12 protein-coding genes are annotated in these 17,656 nt (G+C 35.8%); all 12 read right to left on the reverse strand.

Features of this window, described 5'->3' with window-relative positions; translation table 11 throughout:
* Positions 1-126 precede the first annotated feature (126 nt).
* Positions 127-666 (reverse strand): rubrerythrin family protein, encoded by a 540-nt coding sequence (locus tag KBI38_06095; GenBank protein ID MBP8629627.1) that lies wholly within the window; start codon positions 664-666, stop codon positions 127-129.
* A 141-nt stretch (positions 667-807) separates the two neighbouring features.
* The gene (gene ilvN, locus KBI38_06100) at positions 808-1,305 is read right to left on the reverse strand and encodes an acetolactate synthase small subunit (GenBank protein ID MBP8629628.1); all 498 of its coding nucleotides are present in this window, start codon (positions 1,303-1,305) and stop codon (positions 808-810) included.
* Positions 1,302-2,996 carry a biosynthetic-type acetolactate synthase large subunit gene (gene ilvB / locus KBI38_06105; protein MBP8629629.1) on the reverse strand — a complete coding sequence of 565 codons (1,695 nt, stop codon included), beginning with the start codon at positions 2,994-2,996 and terminating at the stop codon, positions 1,302-1,304. The genes ilvN and ilvB overlap by 4 nt, the downstream gene beginning before the upstream one ends.
* A 229-nt stretch (positions 2,997-3,225) precedes the next feature.
* Complete coding sequence (gene malQ, locus KBI38_06110; GenBank protein ID MBP8629630.1) at positions 3,226-6,657, reverse strand: 4-alpha-glucanotransferase; 3,432 nt, start codon at positions 6,655-6,657, stop codon at positions 3,226-3,228.
* A 115-nt stretch (positions 6,658-6,772) separates the two neighbouring features.
* Positions 6,773-8,206: a glycogen synthase GlgA gene (gene glgA, locus KBI38_06115; GenBank protein ID MBP8629631.1), complete on the reverse strand. Its 1,434-nt coding sequence runs from the start codon at positions 8,204-8,206 to the stop codon at positions 6,773-6,775.
* 25 nt (positions 8,207-8,231) lie between these two features.
* A complete protein-coding gene (gene glgB / locus KBI38_06120) occupies positions 8,232-10,127 on the reverse strand; it encodes a 1,4-alpha-glucan branching protein GlgB (protein MBP8629632.1) in 1,896 nt (631 codons plus the stop codon).
* A gap of 38 nt (positions 10,128-10,165) precedes the next feature.
* Positions 10,166-12,595 (reverse strand): glycogen/starch/alpha-glucan phosphorylase, encoded by a 2,430-nt coding sequence (locus tag KBI38_06125; protein ID MBP8629633.1) that lies wholly within the window; start codon positions 12,593-12,595, stop codon positions 10,166-10,168.
* A gap of 70 nt (positions 12,596-12,665) precedes the next feature.
* Positions 12,666-13,772: a glucose-1-phosphate adenylyltransferase subunit GlgD gene (gene glgD, locus KBI38_06130; GenBank protein MBP8629634.1), complete on the reverse strand. Its 1,107-nt coding sequence runs from the start codon at positions 13,770-13,772 to the stop codon at positions 12,666-12,668.
* Between the two features lie 27 nt (positions 13,773-13,799).
* Positions 13,800-14,957 (reverse strand): glucose-1-phosphate adenylyltransferase, encoded by a 1,158-nt coding sequence (locus KBI38_06135; GenBank protein ID MBP8629635.1) that lies wholly within the window; start codon positions 14,955-14,957, stop codon positions 13,800-13,802.
* A 347-nt stretch (positions 14,958-15,304) separates the two neighbouring features.
* Positions 15,305-16,330 (reverse strand): M48 family metalloprotease, encoded by a 1,026-nt coding sequence (locus KBI38_06140; GenBank protein ID MBP8629636.1) that lies wholly within the window; start codon positions 16,328-16,330, stop codon positions 15,305-15,307.
* A gap of 29 nt (positions 16,331-16,359) precedes the next feature.
* Complete coding sequence (locus KBI38_06145; protein MBP8629637.1) at positions 16,360-16,989, reverse strand: CYTH domain-containing protein; 630 nt, start codon at positions 16,987-16,989, stop codon at positions 16,360-16,362.
* Positions 16,990-16,997: 8 nt separating this feature from the next.
* Positions 16,998-17,534, reverse strand: coding sequence for a GNAT family N-acetyltransferase (locus tag KBI38_06150; protein ID MBP8629638.1), 537 nt, complete (start codon positions 17,532-17,534; stop codon positions 16,998-17,000).
* Positions 17,535-17,656 lie beyond the last annotated feature (122 nt).

Raw genomic sequence — 17,656 nt, forward strand, 5'->3', positions numbered from 1 at the left:
TTGCCGAAATATTCAAAGCAGCCGACGAGGCGATGTACCGACAAAAACAATTATATAAAAATAGCTTATAAAAAAAGATAGTCTTTGATAGGTTTTAAACCCTATCAAAGACTATCTTTTTATTTTTTAGTAATTTGTTGCTCTAACTTGAAAATGCGCTTGCGGATGATCACAAACCGGACAAATTACCGGAGCAGTTTTACCGCTATGAATATGTCCACAATTAGCACAATGCCATTCTACTTTATCTTCTTTGGCGAAAACTTTTTCTGTATTTAAGTTTTCTAGCAATTTTAAGTATCTTTCTTCATGTTCTTTCTCAATTTTACCAACACCCTCAAATAACGCTGCAATTTTATCAAAACCCTCGGCTCTAGCATCTTTAGCAAATTGAGCATACATATCAGTCCACTCATAATTTTCACCCAAAGCCGCATCTTTTAAATTTTCGGCAGTCGAAGGAATTCCTTCATGCAATAATTTAAACCAAATTTTAGCATGTTCTTTCTCATTAGCTGCTGTTTCTTCAAAAATTGCAGCAATTTGATTAAAGCCTTCTTTTTTTGCTTTAGCAGCATAATAAGTATATTTATTGCGAGCTTGAGATTCCCCCGCAAATGCTGTTTGTAAATTTTGTTCTGTTTTTGTTCCTTTTAAATTCATCATTCCAACTCCTTAATTAAATTTTATAATTAATAATAATTATCCGTTAGTTATTATTATAGTTGTTATTTTTATTTTGTCAAGCTTTCCTTAAGCTTTTACTTTTAGAAAAATTAAGAGGTATCATCCTTGCTACCTCACAACTTAACTAGCCGTAACTGCTTTCGGACCTCTCGATAAAGCAATTTTTCCGGTTCTAACAATTTCAATTATCTCATATTCTGATAAAACTTCACATAAGGCATCAATTTTATTTTCTTCGCCGGTTAATTCGATGACCATGGTCTCTCTATTAACATCAACTATTTTTGCCCTGAAAATTTCAACGATATTAACGATATCTGAGCGTGTTGCTGGATTTGCTTTTACTTTAATTAGTACTAACTCTCTTTGAATTGAGTCAACGGTTGTTAAATTAACAATTTTAATAACATCAATTAATTTTGATAATTGATTGATAACCTGATCTAATTGAAATTCATCATCAACATCTACAACAATATTTATCCTAGTAATATCAGGTTCTTCCGAATGTCCGGCGGCAATACTTTCAATATTAAACGCCCGCCGGCTGATCAAGCCGGCAATATGTGTTAAAACACCAGGTTTATTATCTACTAACACAGCTAAGGTGTATTTCATTTTTCATCCCCCAATATCATTTGGTTCAATCTTCCACCGGCCGGTACCATCGGCAATACATTTTCCGCCGTCGGCAAACAAACATCGACTAACGCCGGTGCTTCAACTGCTAGCGCCTCTTTTAAGATATTGCGTAAGTCTTGTTTATTTTCAATGCGATAGCCCACTACGCCCATCGCTTCCGCTAATTTCACAAAATCAGTATTACCATAAACACTCGAGTGTGAATATCTTTCGCCATAAAACATTCTTTGCCATTGTGTAACCATCCCCAACACGCGGTTATTCATAACAACTACTTTTACATTAATACCACAGTCACTGGCAGTTGCTAGCTCCTGGCAATTCATCATAATACTGCCATCACCGGAAATGAGCACTACCTGCTTGGTCGGATTGGCAATTTTAGCGCCCAGTGCCGCGGGCAGACCATAGCCCATCGTCCCTAAGCCCCCGGAAGTTAAAAAGGTGCGTGGTTTTCGAAACTTATAAAACTGGGCTGTCCACATTTGATGTTGCCCCACATCAGTAACAATGATGGTATTTTCATCAGATAGTTCACTAATTATTTCAATAACTTCTTGTGGCATCACACAGTCCGCACATTTATCATAACTAAGCGGTTGCTCACTTTTCCATTGAAGCGTTTGTTTTAACCATAAATCTACCTGTTCTTGCCAGCCCACACTACATTTAACCATTTTTTCACAAAGAAGTGGTAAGGACCATCTTAAATCACCCACTACTTTATAATCTGCAATAACGTTTTTATTTATCTCCGCCGGATCAATATCAAAATGCACTACTTTCGCCGCCGGAGCAAATTCTTTTACTAAACCAGTAACTCGGTCATCAAAGCGTACCCCAATGCCAATTAGCATATCACAATGGGTTGCCGCCATATTAGCCGCATAAGTGCCATGCATCCCCACCATCCCCAAAAAATTATTGTGGCTGTTTTCGATGCTACCAAGCCCCATCAAACTGCTAATCACCGGAATATTAGTTTTTGAGATTAACTCTTTGATTTTTTCTTGCATTTCCGCAATAATGACACCACCACCAATAAACAGCAATGGCTTTTTCGCTTTATCTAAAGCTTCCAAAAAAACGTCAATATCAGTTTCAGTGCCGATACACTCACCATTATAACCTTTTAACTTAACCGTTTTAGGATAAACAAAATCAAGCTCCATATTAAAAACATCACGCGGAATATCCACCACTACCGGCCCTGGTCGACCGGTTTTTGCAATATAAAACGCTTCTTTTAAAACTCTTGGTAAATCTTCAACTTTTTTCACCAAAAAATTATGTTTTGTTATCGGTCTAGTAATACCGCAAATATCTGCTTCCTGAAATGAATCTTTACCAATTAAACCGACCCCTACCTGTCCCGTTATTGCAACTAACGGAATTGAATCCATATAAGCAGTAGCAATTCCCGTTACCAAGTTCGTCGCTCCTGGTCCAGAAGTCGCAATGCAAACACCAACTTTACCGGATGATCTGGCATAACCATCGGCAGCATGTACCGCCCCTTGCTCATGCCTCGTCAAAATATGTGGAAATTGTGCCTTATACAGCGCATCATATAGTGGCAATACCTGTCCACCGGGATAACCAAAGACAATTTCTACACCTTCATTTTTCAAACACTCTATTACAGCCTGGGCTCCATCGATTTTCAATTTAGCCCCCCCTTTACACATCATCTCTTTTTCATAATATTATAATACAAATTGTATACTCCTGCCAACTAATGTTTTGTCTGAAAAGTACAATGTCTATTTTACCGTCAGCATTTTTCAAGTTTTTTATCACAAAATAGTATAAAGCACGAAAATAACTAGTTACTTTAAATCTGCTTTAATAAAATAACTGTCTTTTCGTGCTTCATTAGCAAGAACTTTTTAAATGCTATTGTCTGTTATAGTATTGAACCAGCTCTTTTATTTTTAGTGCTAAATCAGCTGACAAACAGTCAGCTTGCACCTGCCACTGCCAATTAGCCTCCACCGATCCCGGTAAATTCATTCTCGCCGAGCTATCTAAATTTAGCCAGTCTTGTAATGGTATTATTGCAAACTTCGCTCTACTGCCATAAGCAAATTCTAATAAAAGATCACTCTCTGCACAGTTTTTTCTGACCTTAGTGCGTAAATATTTTATAATTTGCGTTTTCTTAGCTTCAGGCAAATCCTGACTCAGCCAACCGGATATAGTGTTATTATCATGTGTTCCAGTATAAATAATACTGTTATGGTCACAAGTAAATTTAATTTCTTCATTTTCATCTATCATTAACGAAAACTGTAAAATATTCATCCCCGGAAAATCAAAATGATGTTTTAAGGCAATAACTTCATTCGTAATATTACCCAAATCTTCGGCAATAATATGCAAATCACCAAACTTAGCTCTAATTGCGGCAAATAATTCTTGTCCGGGTGCTTTAACCCACCTTCCTTTAACAGCATCCTTCTGCCCAAAAGGAACTTCCCAATATGCTTCAAACCCTCTAAAATGATCCACTCTAATCATATCCACCAAATTTAATAACGTTTTAAAGCGCTCTATCCACCATTGATAATCCGTCTTAGCTAGCACCTTCCAATCATAATGAGGATTACCCCATAACTGACCAGTTTCACTAAAATAATCCGGCGGTACTCCCGCCACCGTTAACGGACTGCCATCAGTCGCCAATTTAAATATTTTTTGATTAGCCCAGACATCTGCACTATTGTGCGATACAAAAATCGGCAAATCACCAATAATCTTTATTCCTTTACTGTTAGCATAGCGCTTTAGCTTCAGCCATTGTCTTTGGAAAAGGTATTGCGTAAATTTATAATAATTAATTTCATCCAATAATTCCGCTGTAGCTTGGGAAATAGCCACCGTCTCCCGTACTCTTAGCGCTGTTGGCCACTTATCCCAACTTTTAAAAGAGAATTTTTCACTGAGGGCCATAAATAACGCAAAATCATTTAGCCAAAAACTCTGTTGCTGACAAAACTCCTCATAATCTGTACTGCCTTTAAAATTAGTAAAGGCAACCTTTAAATACTTCCTACACACCGTTAGGCTATTACAACTTTGTGCTGCCGAAAATTCAGCTTTAAATTGATTTAATAGCGCCGGCGTTAATAGTTGTGAGGTCATTAATTCTTCAAAATCCAATAAATTAACATTACCCGCAAAAGCTGAGACTGATTGATAAGGCGACCCCACATTATCAGGAATATTTAGCGGTAAAATCTGCCACAAGCTTTGTCCGGCTTTTTCCAAAAAGTCTATAAACTCATATGCTGCCCTTCCCATAGTGCCTTGTCCATAAGCACTTGGTAAGGAGGTTGGATGCATCAAGATTCCCGCCTTTTTCTGATATTGTGGCGTAACATCTTGCAAAACAATAACACTTAAGGGCTCAACGATTATATTAACTTGACCAAAAGAAACACTATATTGACAAGAAGTTAACACATCTTCCATAATTCCAACACTGATTTCCGGTACTTCAAGCGTTAGCTCATACTTTTCACTTTTACTCCGATTAAAAATCACTATAAAAATGCCATTTTCTGCTGGTTGCCCAAAAACATCAATGCCTTGATTAATAACTCGGCTATAAATAAAAATATCATCTTCCGCTTGTAATATTTTAAAACTGCCGGTTCTTAAGGCCGGATTGGCGTTACGAACTGCAATTATTTGTTTATACCACTCCAATAATTTCTTATCTTCATTCCCCCAAATAAAACTGCCTCGATTATGCGGGTCCTTGTAACCTTGCATCCCTACTTCGTCACCATAATAAATACTAGGCACTCCCGGAAAAGTCATTTGCCACGTCGCTAATAGTTTCAGGCGCTGCATCGCCAACTTATATTGTTCTAATGGTAACTGATAATCCGCGATTTCTGTATCAGGCATAAATTCATTAATCTGGGCTTCCCCTAAAATAGTCATTATCCTAACTTCATCATGGCTCCCCACCAAATTCATCATCGCATAGAAGTTTTCCAGCGGATAATTTTCATATAAACTCAACACTAATCTTTGTGCTAACTTAGCATCACTATGTCCTAAAATAAAATCAATTAAAATTCGACGAAAAGGATAATTCATCACTGAATCAAGCTCATCGCCATTAAGATATTCTCTGATCTTGCCATAACTGGCTTTATGGGATGCATCTTCCCAAACTTCACCAATTAATACCGCTTCAGCATTTTCTTGCTTTAAGGTCTTGTAGAAATTTTTCAAAAATTGATCCGGGATCTCATCGACCACATCTAAACGCCAGCCTTTAATTCCTTGTGCCAGCCAGTATTTTAAAACGCTCTCATTGTTATTGATAATAAAATCTTGATACTGTAAATCCAACTCATTCACATTCGGTAATGTGTCAAATCCCCACCAACTTTGATATTTATCGGGATAATCTTCAAAACAGTACCAGCTATAATATGGTGACTTTTTACTTTGATAAGCTCCTAATGTCTCATAAGTCCCTTCTTTATTAAAATATTTGCTATCACTACCAGTATGAGAGAACACCCCATCTAAAAAAATAGCAATCCCTACTTTATTAGCTTCTTGGCATAACATTTTAAAAGTATTAAGATCACCCAACCACTCATCAATTTTATGATAATCTCCGGTATCATAACGATGATTACTCTGTGCTTCAAAGATAGGATTTAAATATATTACGCTAATTCCCAGCTCTTTAAGATATGGTAATTTAGCAATAATTCCGGCTAAGTTACCACCAAAAAAATCATAAGCAATAATATCTTTGGTTTTAACATCTTTAAAGTAAATAGGCTTACTCTGCCAACTACCATGAAGCAATCTATTTTTTTTATCAGTTAACATTAGCTTATTATCACGATAAAACCGATCCGGAAAAATTTGATAAATTATCGCATTTTTAAACCAAGTTGGCGTAGTAACGCCCTCTTGATAAATTGTTATCTGAAAGGACGGCGGTTCATGATTATACAAGCTACCTTCGCCACCTAAATTATCTTTATTGTTACCATAAAACAAAATATTTTCAGCTGTTTCAATGATAAAATAATACCAGATAATACCGTATTTTTCGCCAACAGGAATACTAGCTTCATAAACAGCCTCATCTTCCCTTAAAGTTGGTGCCGTCATATTAATAATTTGTGCACCTATCCCATCTTGCCATAAGCGCAATGTTACGGCTTTCACTGCTATTGATAATGAAATATCAATGCAAATTTTCACCGTCGTACTAGTTGCAACAGCACCGAATGGCTCTCGATATTTTAGTAGGTGCGAGTTATGCACTATTGGTTGTTTTTGCTCCATTTCTTAATCACCAACTATCCTAAAACTTAGAAAACTCAACTAGCCATAACTTAAAGAGCTATGGTTAGTTGAGTTTAGATTGTTTATTTTTCGCTATAAAACTAACCCATCTGACCTATTTTTGTTGTAAGTTTTCATAGAGTTTTAAATATTGTTTAGCGGAACGTTGCCAGCTAAAATCACTCTTCATCGCATTTTTGATGATACCTTGCCATACTGCTTTATCGTCATAGGCCCCTAATGCTTTTTTTATCGCAAACAACAATTCATGCGCATTATAGTTCGCAAAGGAAAAGCCATTACCGGTTCCATCATATTTATTATATGCTCTAACGGAATCTTTTAAGCCTCCGGTTTCTCTGACAATCGGAATAGTACCATATTTAAGCGCTATTAATTGTCCAATCCCGCAAGGCTCATATTGTGATGGCATTAAAAACATATCAGCCGCCGCATAAATCTGTTGCGCTAACTCATTGTCAAACATAATATTAGCGGAAACTTTACGCGGATATTTCCACGCCATATTTCTAAATAACTCTTCATATTGACTCTCCCCGGTACCAAGGATGACAATTTGTACATTTTCACCACTAATTAGTTCTTCAATAACATGCGCAATTAAGTCCAAGCCCTTAGGTGCTACCAGCCTTGCCACTAGCCCAATCATCGGAATACTACGATTTTGTGGTAAGCCTAACTTTTCTTGTAATTTAACCTTGTTTTCAACTTTATCATAAATATTTTCCGTACTATATTTATGATAAAGTTTTTCATCTTTGCGTGGATCATAAACATCATAATCAATACCATTGATTATTCCAGCTAAGCAATGACTTTTTTCTCGCAATAATGCATCCAACCGTTCACCATAAAATGGACATTTAATTTCTTCGGCATAGCTTTGACTAACGGTTGTAATAAAATCAGAGTAAACAATCCCGCTCTTCATATAATTTACCGCACCATCAAACTCAACGCCACCTTCATGAAAATGTTTCCAATCAAGCCCTAAAATATCGCCCATAATATCCTTCCCAAAGACACCTTGATACCGCAAATTGTGAATAGTATAGACCGTTCTCAGCTTTGGATATTTAAAATGATATTGATCTTTTAAAAACACACTAACCATTCCGGCATGCCAATCATTGCAATGAATAATATCCGGTACAAAATCTATTAGTGGTAATATTTCAAAAACCGCTTTGCTAAAAAATGCAAATCTTTCGGCATCATCATCATAACCATATAACCCGCTCCGTTTAAAATAATATTCATTGTCAATAAAATAAAAAGGTACCGAATCTTGTGTTAATTTCGAAACACCGCAATATTGACTGCGCCAAGATAAATTAACAGTTGTTTCACCGATGTGTTTCATTTTTTGTTGATACTCAGCCGGAATATTTTCATATTTCGGCATTACCACTCTAATATCAACACCTTGAGCTGTTAATGCTTTTGGCAATGATCCTGCCACATCAGCCAAGCCCCCTGTTTTTATAAAGGGTACAGCTTCTGCTGCAACAAATAAAACCTTTAACATACTATCACCTTTCCTTTCGCACTTACTATTCTCTAGTAATTTTTAAGTAAATTGTAGAAAGTGGTGGAAGAGTTAGAACTAATGAATTCTCTTGATTATGCCAAGATATTGGTTCTGTATTAAGTTCTTGGATATTGCTGACACCGGAACCACCAAATTCCCTAGCATCACTATTTAACACTTCAAGATATTTACCGGACTGCGGAACTCCGATTCGATAACCATAGTGCACTTCCGGCGTAAAATTACAAACAACAATTACAAAATCTTGCATTTTCTTAGTTTTTCGGATAAAAGAAATTACACTTTTAGAATAGTCATGACAATCAATCCATTCAAAACCTTTCCAGTCACAATCGATTTCCCACAACGATTTTTGCTCAACATAAAAAGCATTAAGATTTTTTACAAAATCATGCATCTTTTGGTGCAAGGGATATTCTAGTAAATGCCAATCTAAACTATCATAATATTTCCACTCAATAAATTGTGCAAATTCACTGCCCATAAACAATAACTTTTTACCAGGATGAGCCATCCAGTAACCATAAAAAGCTCTTAGGTTTGCGAATTTTTGCCAATAGTCGCCCGGCATTTTTTCTACTAGCGATTTTTTACCATGAACAACCTCATCATGCGATAACGGTAACACATAGTTTTCCGAAAAAGCATACATTAACGAAAAAGTTATCAAGTTATGATTCCATTTTCGATAAATAGCATCAAACTCCATATATTTGAGAATATCATTCATCCAGCCCATATTCCACTTATAATTAAAGCCCATTCCACCGATATACACCGGCTTAGTCATTAATGGCCAAGAAGTTGATTCTTCGGCAATCATTAACGCATTAGGATGATTTTCAAACACAACATGATTTAAGTGTCGTAAAAAATCCATCGCTGCTAAATTGCCATTACCACCATGCTTGTTTGGTTTCCATTGTCCGTCTTCCTTACCATAGTCAAGGTATAACATATTGGCAACCGCATCTATTCTCAGTCCATCAATATGATATACATCCAGCCAAAACATCGCATTAGAAATTAAAAAACTTTTCACTTCATAGCGACTATAATCAAAATTGGTTGTACCCCACTCATCATTTTCCGCTAACATCGGATCCGGTGATTCATATAGTGGTTGTCCATCAAATTTTCTTAAACCATGGTCATCGCGACAAAAATGTCCCGGCACCCAATCCAAAATTACACCAATATTATTTTGGTGACACAAATCAACCAAATACATAAAATCTTTCGGCTCACCATAACGACTCGTTACCGCAAAATAGCCGGTAGCCTGATAGCCCCAAGAACCATCAAAGGGGTGTTCGCAAATTGGCATTATTTCTATATGGGTATAATTCATTTCCTTAACATATGACACTAATTGCTCTGCCATATCTTTATAGCTTAAAAATTCACCATTAACACCCCGACGCCATGAGCCTAAATGCACTTCATAAGTTAGCATTGGCGCTTGATATGAATTATAGTGTTTTCTTTGTTCCACCCAAGCGGCATCATTCCAAGCATAATTTTCTAAAGAATATACTTTAGATGCCGTATTCGGTCTTAGCTCTGCATAGAAGGCATAAGGATCGGCTTTTAATATAATTTTACCATAAGCGGTAGTAATTTGATATTTATAGACAGTATGTTCCGTCATTCCCGAAATAAAAATCTGCCAAATACCGGAGGATCCACATTTCGACATTACATGTACAGTACCATCCCAATCGTTAAAATCGCCTACCACACTTACGCTTTTAGCATGTGGTGCCCATACCGCAAATGATACGCCATTTTCCCCCTGAAAATTAACGAGATGTGACCCTAGCATTTGATAACTTCGATAATTATCTCCTTGATTAAACAAGTATATCGCATATTCACTCAGTGGCGAATTTTTCACAACTTAGCCTCCAGTCCACCAGCTCTTTTATTTTTACTTTACGGTACTAATATCGGTTTTATTTTCCAGATTTCTTTAGCATATTCATCAATGGTTCTGTCACTGGAAAACTGTCCGGAATGAGCAATGTTAATGATACTGGAAGTTTGCCATTGTTTTTTATCACGATATCGTTCATCCAATATATTATGAGCAGCAGAATAAGATAAAAAGTCTTTCAAGACAAAGAATTCATCATTTGCTAACAATAAATAGTCATATAATGAGTTAAAGCTTTCATTTTCCGGATCAAAAAAGCCATTTACCAATTGTTCGACTACCATTTTAACGCGAGGATTTTCATGATAAATATCCCACGCCCGATAATTTCCAAAGTGATGATAATCCAAAACTTCTTTGGCAGTAAGCCCAAAAATAATAATATTATCTTCACCAACCGCATTACGAATTTCAACATTAGCACCATCTAATGTTCCAATAGTAATCGCACCATTCATCATAAACTTCATATTGCCGGTTCCCGATGCTTCTTTGCTGGCAGTAGAAATTTGTTCACTAACATCTGCCGCCGGAAATAACATCTCCCCTAAACTTACACCATAATTTTCCACGAAAATTACTTTTAATTTATCTTTAATACTCTTATCATTATTAATCTTTTCACCAAGCGTATTAATAAGTTTGATTGTTTCTTTGGCCATATAATATCCCGGAGCAGCTTTACCACCAAAAATAAAAGTTCGTGGCGTAATATCAAGATTAGGATTTTCTCTGAGACGATTGTATAAATCCATAATATGCAGTGCATTCATAATTTGTCGCTTATAAGAATGAATCCGCTTTATTTGAATATCAAAAATTGAATTAACATCAACCTTTACGCCATTCTTCTCTTGAATATATTTTGCTAATTTTTGTTTGTTTTCCAGTTTAATTTTTGCCGTTTTATCTTGAAAAGCTGAATCAGCTGCAAATTTTGCCAGCTTCCTCAATTGTTCCGGACGCTTAATCCATAATGGTGAAATCGCCTCACTAATTAAATCTGCTAATTTCGGATTAGCTTTAATTAACCACCGACGATGGGTAATGCCATTTGTTTTATTATTAAATTTTCCGGGATAAAACTGATGAAAAGCTGCCATGGCATAATCTTTCAAGATTTCGGTATGAATTGCCGCTACCCCATTAACACTATAACTACCAATAACCGCCAATCTCGCCATATGAATTTGGCCATCTTGCAAAATTGCCAACTCATTAGCTTTATCATAATTTCCATATTTTTCATTGATACTTAATACAAAGCGTCGATTAATTTCTTCAATTATCATATAAATTCTTGGCAGTAAGTTTTTAAACATATCCACCGGCCATTTTTCCAACGCTTCCGGCAAAATAGTATGGTTGGTATAGGACATCGTTTTCCTAGTTATTTCCCAAGCCTCATTCCAATCCAACTCTTCTTCATCAATCAGAATTCTCATTAGCTCCGGAATCGCTACCGCCGGATGAGTATCATTGATATGAATTCCCACCTTTTCGGCAAAATCTTTAGTATCATAACCACTATTTTTAAAATGACGGAAAATACTTTGCACTCCGGCCGATACAAAAAAGTACTGTTGAGTCAAGCGCAGTTCGCGCCCGTCATAAGTACTATCATCCGGATATAAAATTTTTGAAATACGTTGCACCCAGTTTTTATTAGTAATATAAGTATCAAAATCTGCCTTAGTATAGCTTTCTAAATCAGAAATATCCTTAACCAATTCCGCACTCCATAAGCGTAGCGTATTAACAGTATTATTTTGATAGCCGATTACCGGAATATCATAAGGTACAGCTTTTATCGTAAAATAATCTTCGTGCATAGATTTAAGAGAGCCGTCAGACTTTGCAACGCAATAAGCATGACCTTTTAAATGAACCTCTACCGCTTTATCAGTTCTTCTAAACTCCCACGGATATAGATCTTTCAGCCAATTATCAGGCAATTCAACTTGGTTATTATTAACTATTTTTTGTTTAAACAACCCATAGCGATAGCGCATACCACAACCATGTGCCGGTAAACCCATCGATGCAAAAGAATCTAAAAAACACGCTGCCAATCGCCCTAAACCGCCATTACCAAGACCAGCGTCAGGTTCTTCGTTTAAGACATCATCAATATTAATATTTAAATCCGCCAAACCTTCCGCACAAAGCTTTTTTACCCCGGCGTTAATCATATTGCAATCCAAGAGACTGCCTAATAAAAATTCAATCGAAAAATAATATATTTCGCGGCCCTTATCTTTATTATATTCTTTTTTGGTTTTAATCCAATTGCTACTAACGTAGTCTCTAATAACCCCCGATAATGCAATGTATTTTTCATGATCAGTAGCACTATCTAAGCTCTTACCCCATATTGCATGGACTTTTTTTATGAATTCTGCTTTGAATTCATCTTTGTTCTCAAACAAAAGCTCACCCCCAAAATTAGCTATTTTTTAGATAACACACAACCGTCTTTGTACAAGACGGTTGTAAAAATTATATAACTTTGCCTTTTTCAATAACAATTGGATAATTAGGCGCTCCTTTTAAAATATGGCCCGCCGTAATAATTGTGTTTTTATCACAAATAACATTTTCCAAATTAACATCCTTTTCAATATCACACCGTTGCATAATGATACTGTTTTTAATACAAGCACCTTTAGCAACATTGACACCTCTAAACAAAATACTGTTTTCCACTGTCCCTTCAATTACGCACCCATTAGCAACCAATGATTTTTGGACATTGGCACTTTCTTTATATTTTACCGGTGCTTCATCTTTAACTTTAGTATAAATTAAACTATCCTTAATAAACAATTGTTGCCAATTTTCTTGTTCCAATAAATTCATACTGGCTTTATAATATTCTGCAACAGAATTTATCATCGAAACATAACCACTATACTGAAAACCAAAAATATTATAACGTTGCATATTACGAATAATTCCATCTAATAATAAATCACAACCACCACGAGACTGACAATCACTGATAATTTCCACTAACAAATCTTTTCTTAATAACATTACCCCTAAGTATAGTTTATTAATGCCAGGATAACTATTGTTAAGCGCAATATCACAAACCTTACCATCCTCAGCCGTTCTAATTACTGTGCCCTTTAGGAATTGATCTTCATTTTTATCAGTATAAATCATCGTAATTTCTGCCCCGGTGTTTTGATGAAATCTTAAAACTTTATCATAGTTCATATTATAAACTAAATTACTACCGGAAACTAAAACATACTTTTGGCTACTATTTTGTAAAAAATCCAAGTTTTTATAAAGCGTGCTAATATCACAAGAATCTTTATAATCAGAGGAACTCGCCGGTGGTAAAAAACAAACTCCATCTTTTTTCCGTGCTAAGTCCCAGTCTTTTCCCGATCTAATATGATCCATTACTGCTCTGGATTTAGTGCTCAGCACAATTCCCACATTTTGAATCCCTGAATTAACCATATTAGATAATGTAAAATCGATTAAGCGATATCGACCTGCAAAAGGGACTGCCGCCAACGGTCTGCTTCCGGTAATTTCCGAGATCAAATTTTCATTTTCGTGTAAATTAATTATCCCCATTACATCTCTCACAACTAATCCTCCTAAACAATAAAAATCTTAGACAACTTGATCTTTTTTTACTGTTGCATAAACTATTTCGCCTTCAGGAACAACTACAATCTCACCATCGCTACAACCGACCTTAGCTTCTGACATTAATTCACAATCTTGACTGACCACGACTCTAGTAATCTCAGCATTACTACCAATATGAGCATTAGGCATAATAACAGAATCCACCACCTTCGCTCCTTCTTCTATCGTAACTCCTGAAAATACAACAGAATTAACAACTTCACCCTTAATAATCGCCCCTTCACTAACCAGCGATCTTACAACCTTGGCATTTTCACCAACATAATGTGGTGGCATCGCCGGATTTACTGAATATATTTTCCAAGATCGATCATGTAAATCTAGTTCCGGTTTTTCTTTTAACAAATCCATATTAGCTTCCCAAAAACTATCTACCGTCCCTACATCTTTCCAGTAGCCATTAAAAGCATAAGCATACATTTTCGCATCATTATTGAGCATTTTGGGGATAATGTTTTTACCAAAATCATGGCTAGACACGGTATCTTTCGCATCATCTTCTAGATAGCGTTTTAAAAACTTCCAATTAAAGACATAAATTCCCATTGATGCTAAATTACTCTTAGGCTGCGCCGGTTTTTCCTGAAACTCCGTGATTCTACTTTCGCTGTCAGTATTCATAATGCCAAACCGCGGTGCTTCTTCCATTGGTACTTCAATCACCCCAATGGTAACTTCAGCTTTTTTCACTTTATGATAATCAATAAGCCAAGAGTAATCCATACTATAAATATGATCACCCGATAAAATCAACACATAGCTTGGGTTAATCATTTCAATGAAATTTATATTTTGATAAATAGCATCAGCTGTCCCTTTATACCATTCCGCACCCTTTTCTCTGGCATAAGGAGGCAAAATAAACACACCACCATTTTTTCGATCCAAATCCCAAGCACCACCGGAACCAATATAATTATGCAATGCCAACGGTTGATACTGCGTTAATATCCCCACCGTATCAATCCCGGAATTACTACAATTACTTAAAGGAAAATCAATAATTCTATACTTACCACCAAACGGCACCGCCGGTTTTGCTATCTTTTTAGTTAGTGATCCTAATCTAGTTCCTTGTCCACCTGCTAAAATCATCGCTAAGCAATCTGTTTTTCGCATAAATAATCCTCCTAAAAATACAACACCAGGTATTGCATAAAATATTTTAGACCTACTTATCGTTATACAACCATGTCCATAGCAAAAACTGCGATACTATAACATCACACCAACAATTGATCTTCTGTAAATATAAATACACCCTCTACGTAGGGATAAATATCCGTATATATTATATTAGCTATTTGTATACAAAATCCTGCCAAAAAATCTTGACTAGCCTTAAGTTTTTTCCAGTTTTTCAGCAAATAAAAAAAGCTTGTCGAAACAAGCTTTTAAAGTATAAAATAAGACAAAATAAGACAAAATACTCCTTAGTACGTTGTCATTTTTGTATTTATTTGTAATTATTTTTTCCAATTCCTTAATGCATCCATATACATATTAGCAGTTTCATAAATATTCATATTATAAGCCGATGCATCATCTTCCGTAACAGTCATAATAATTTGGTTATCATAATAAATAATTAAATTAACGCCATCTGAATCTAAAATATATTTATTGTTGTTGTATTGTAAGTCAAGTCCGGCTTGATAAATTCTGCCGGCAATCAGATAAGCTCGATAAATAGCTTCAGTTCCGCCAGTGTCGGCTTTAATCGCCGGTAATTGCCAAGCACCATCAACCACTTTAATTTCAGTAGCAGTTTGCTTAACACTCGGCTTAATACCGGCTGCCGTTAAATCCTTTTTCGCTAACTCGATTCTGGTTTTACCTTCCGGATGAGTTGAAAACCAACTGTTTTTTTGATCCGGATTAAGACTAGATAGTTTCATCAAGCCAATCAACATTCCATAAGGATTGTAGCCAGCCTTGGTAGAATGTACAAAGCCCAAGTGATCAGCTTCTTTTTCATCACTTCTACTATAACCAGCCATAATAACATTCAAGGCTAAACTCTGTAACACCACGCTGTTGTCTTTAAACAATCCTCCCAACAACAAAGTCATCCCTAAAGTTTTTTCCATTTGATGAACTGAATGTCGTTCCACAATATGCCCCAACTCATGACCAATAACACCAGCTAATTCATCATCAGTTTTCATTAAGTCCGTTAACCCTTTATAAACATAGATAAAACCGCCCGGCACCGCCACGGCATTAACATCATCTGAGTTTAGCACCTTAAAGGTGTAGGGCAAGTCTTTTCTCTCGCAAATTTTAACCATTTTCATACCAATTTCATTAATGCGTGCCTGCAATGCTTCATCTTCGACCAAGCCATACTTATCTTCAAGTTGCTTCGCGACAGGCTTGCCCATTGAAATTTCTTGCTTTGTCCCAATAAGTGCCGCTTCAACACTAGCAGTATTTAAAGTAAAAAAAGTTAGCACTACTAATAAAAACCCTGTCGCCTTTTTCAAATTCATTAGCTCACATCTTTTCTCAGCAATTTTTGTTATAACACCATTTTACTTATTTCTAGACCGCGCGCAAATTTACTTTTTCCCGATAATTCTAGCGGAAATTTATCCAGTAAGCTACTGCCTAAAGCTTTAACAGTTTCCACCTTACCTTCAAGCAATTCTAATTCTACTTCTTTGATTGGCGCATTATGATTATTGGCTCTAACAAAACCACAGTCAATAGCAACTTCAATCAAATTATCCTCAAGCTGTAACAACATTTTTTCTCTGGTAAACATCGTCTCCATAATATTTTGCAACCTAAACGGGCTAATCATATCAATTAAATCTTGCTCAAAACCCGGTTCATCTTTAAAGACCATAATATCGGGCCAAGAGCTATCAACCATAACATTCCACTCTACTCTACTATGCAAGCCATTTTCAACTTTGCCTCGCCCTTTTAAAGTTGCCACCAATCCATCTTTTTCTTTACGAACACGAAAAGCATAACCCATTTTGCTGAGCAATCTTTGCTCCGTATCAAAATATCGTGCTTCCATTAATGACTTTTCAATACTACCTGGAACAATATCATTCATGCCCTTTAAATAATCAACCAAATCATTCCAACGACTCTCGTCAATAATTTGTAATTTTAATTCAACTTCAAGTTTACTCATAATATCTCCTAAAATAAATTTTTCTCTTTGTCGGCAAAGTATTCTCTGGCTAAAATACCTAAAATCATTAATGATTCATACACATCACCAGTTTTAATGCATTCTCTGATAATTCCTTCTTCCACAAAGCCTTCATCTTTATATAAATTAATCGCCCGATCATTATCAACTTTAGCATCAAGCCACGCCCGATGCATTTTTAAATCTTCAAACGCCCAACTTTTCATCATTTTTAAGGCTTCACGCCCATAGCCTTTGCCTTTTACCGCCATAATAATTCTCATGAATTCAATTTCCGCAAAAGGATTAGCTAGCCCTGAAATAATTAAAAAGCCAATTTTTTCACTGCCATCAGCTGATTCCACTATAAAGTGTTTCGTATTTTCTCCATTAAGCATCTCGGTATGTTTTTCCAGATCATAGGGAATAACATATTTCGCATTTTCTTCTGCATGCTCAACTTCCATAATATAATCTAAATCACTAGTCTCAGCTTGGCGAAATCTTAAAATAGCCGATTGTTTTATTATATTATTTTGATTCATTCCACACCTCATACTTATATTAATTTTCTGTTGTTATTTTATTACTTTTAACATATTATATCAATCTAATTAATCATTTTATAGTTATTTTTAAGATAAACTTTAACCTTGCCTTATTTTAT

The sequence above is a fragment of the Negativicutes bacterium genome (assembly GCA_018052945.1).
Lineage (GTDB): Bacteria > Bacillota > Negativicutes > JAGPMH01 > JAGPMH01 > JAGPMH01.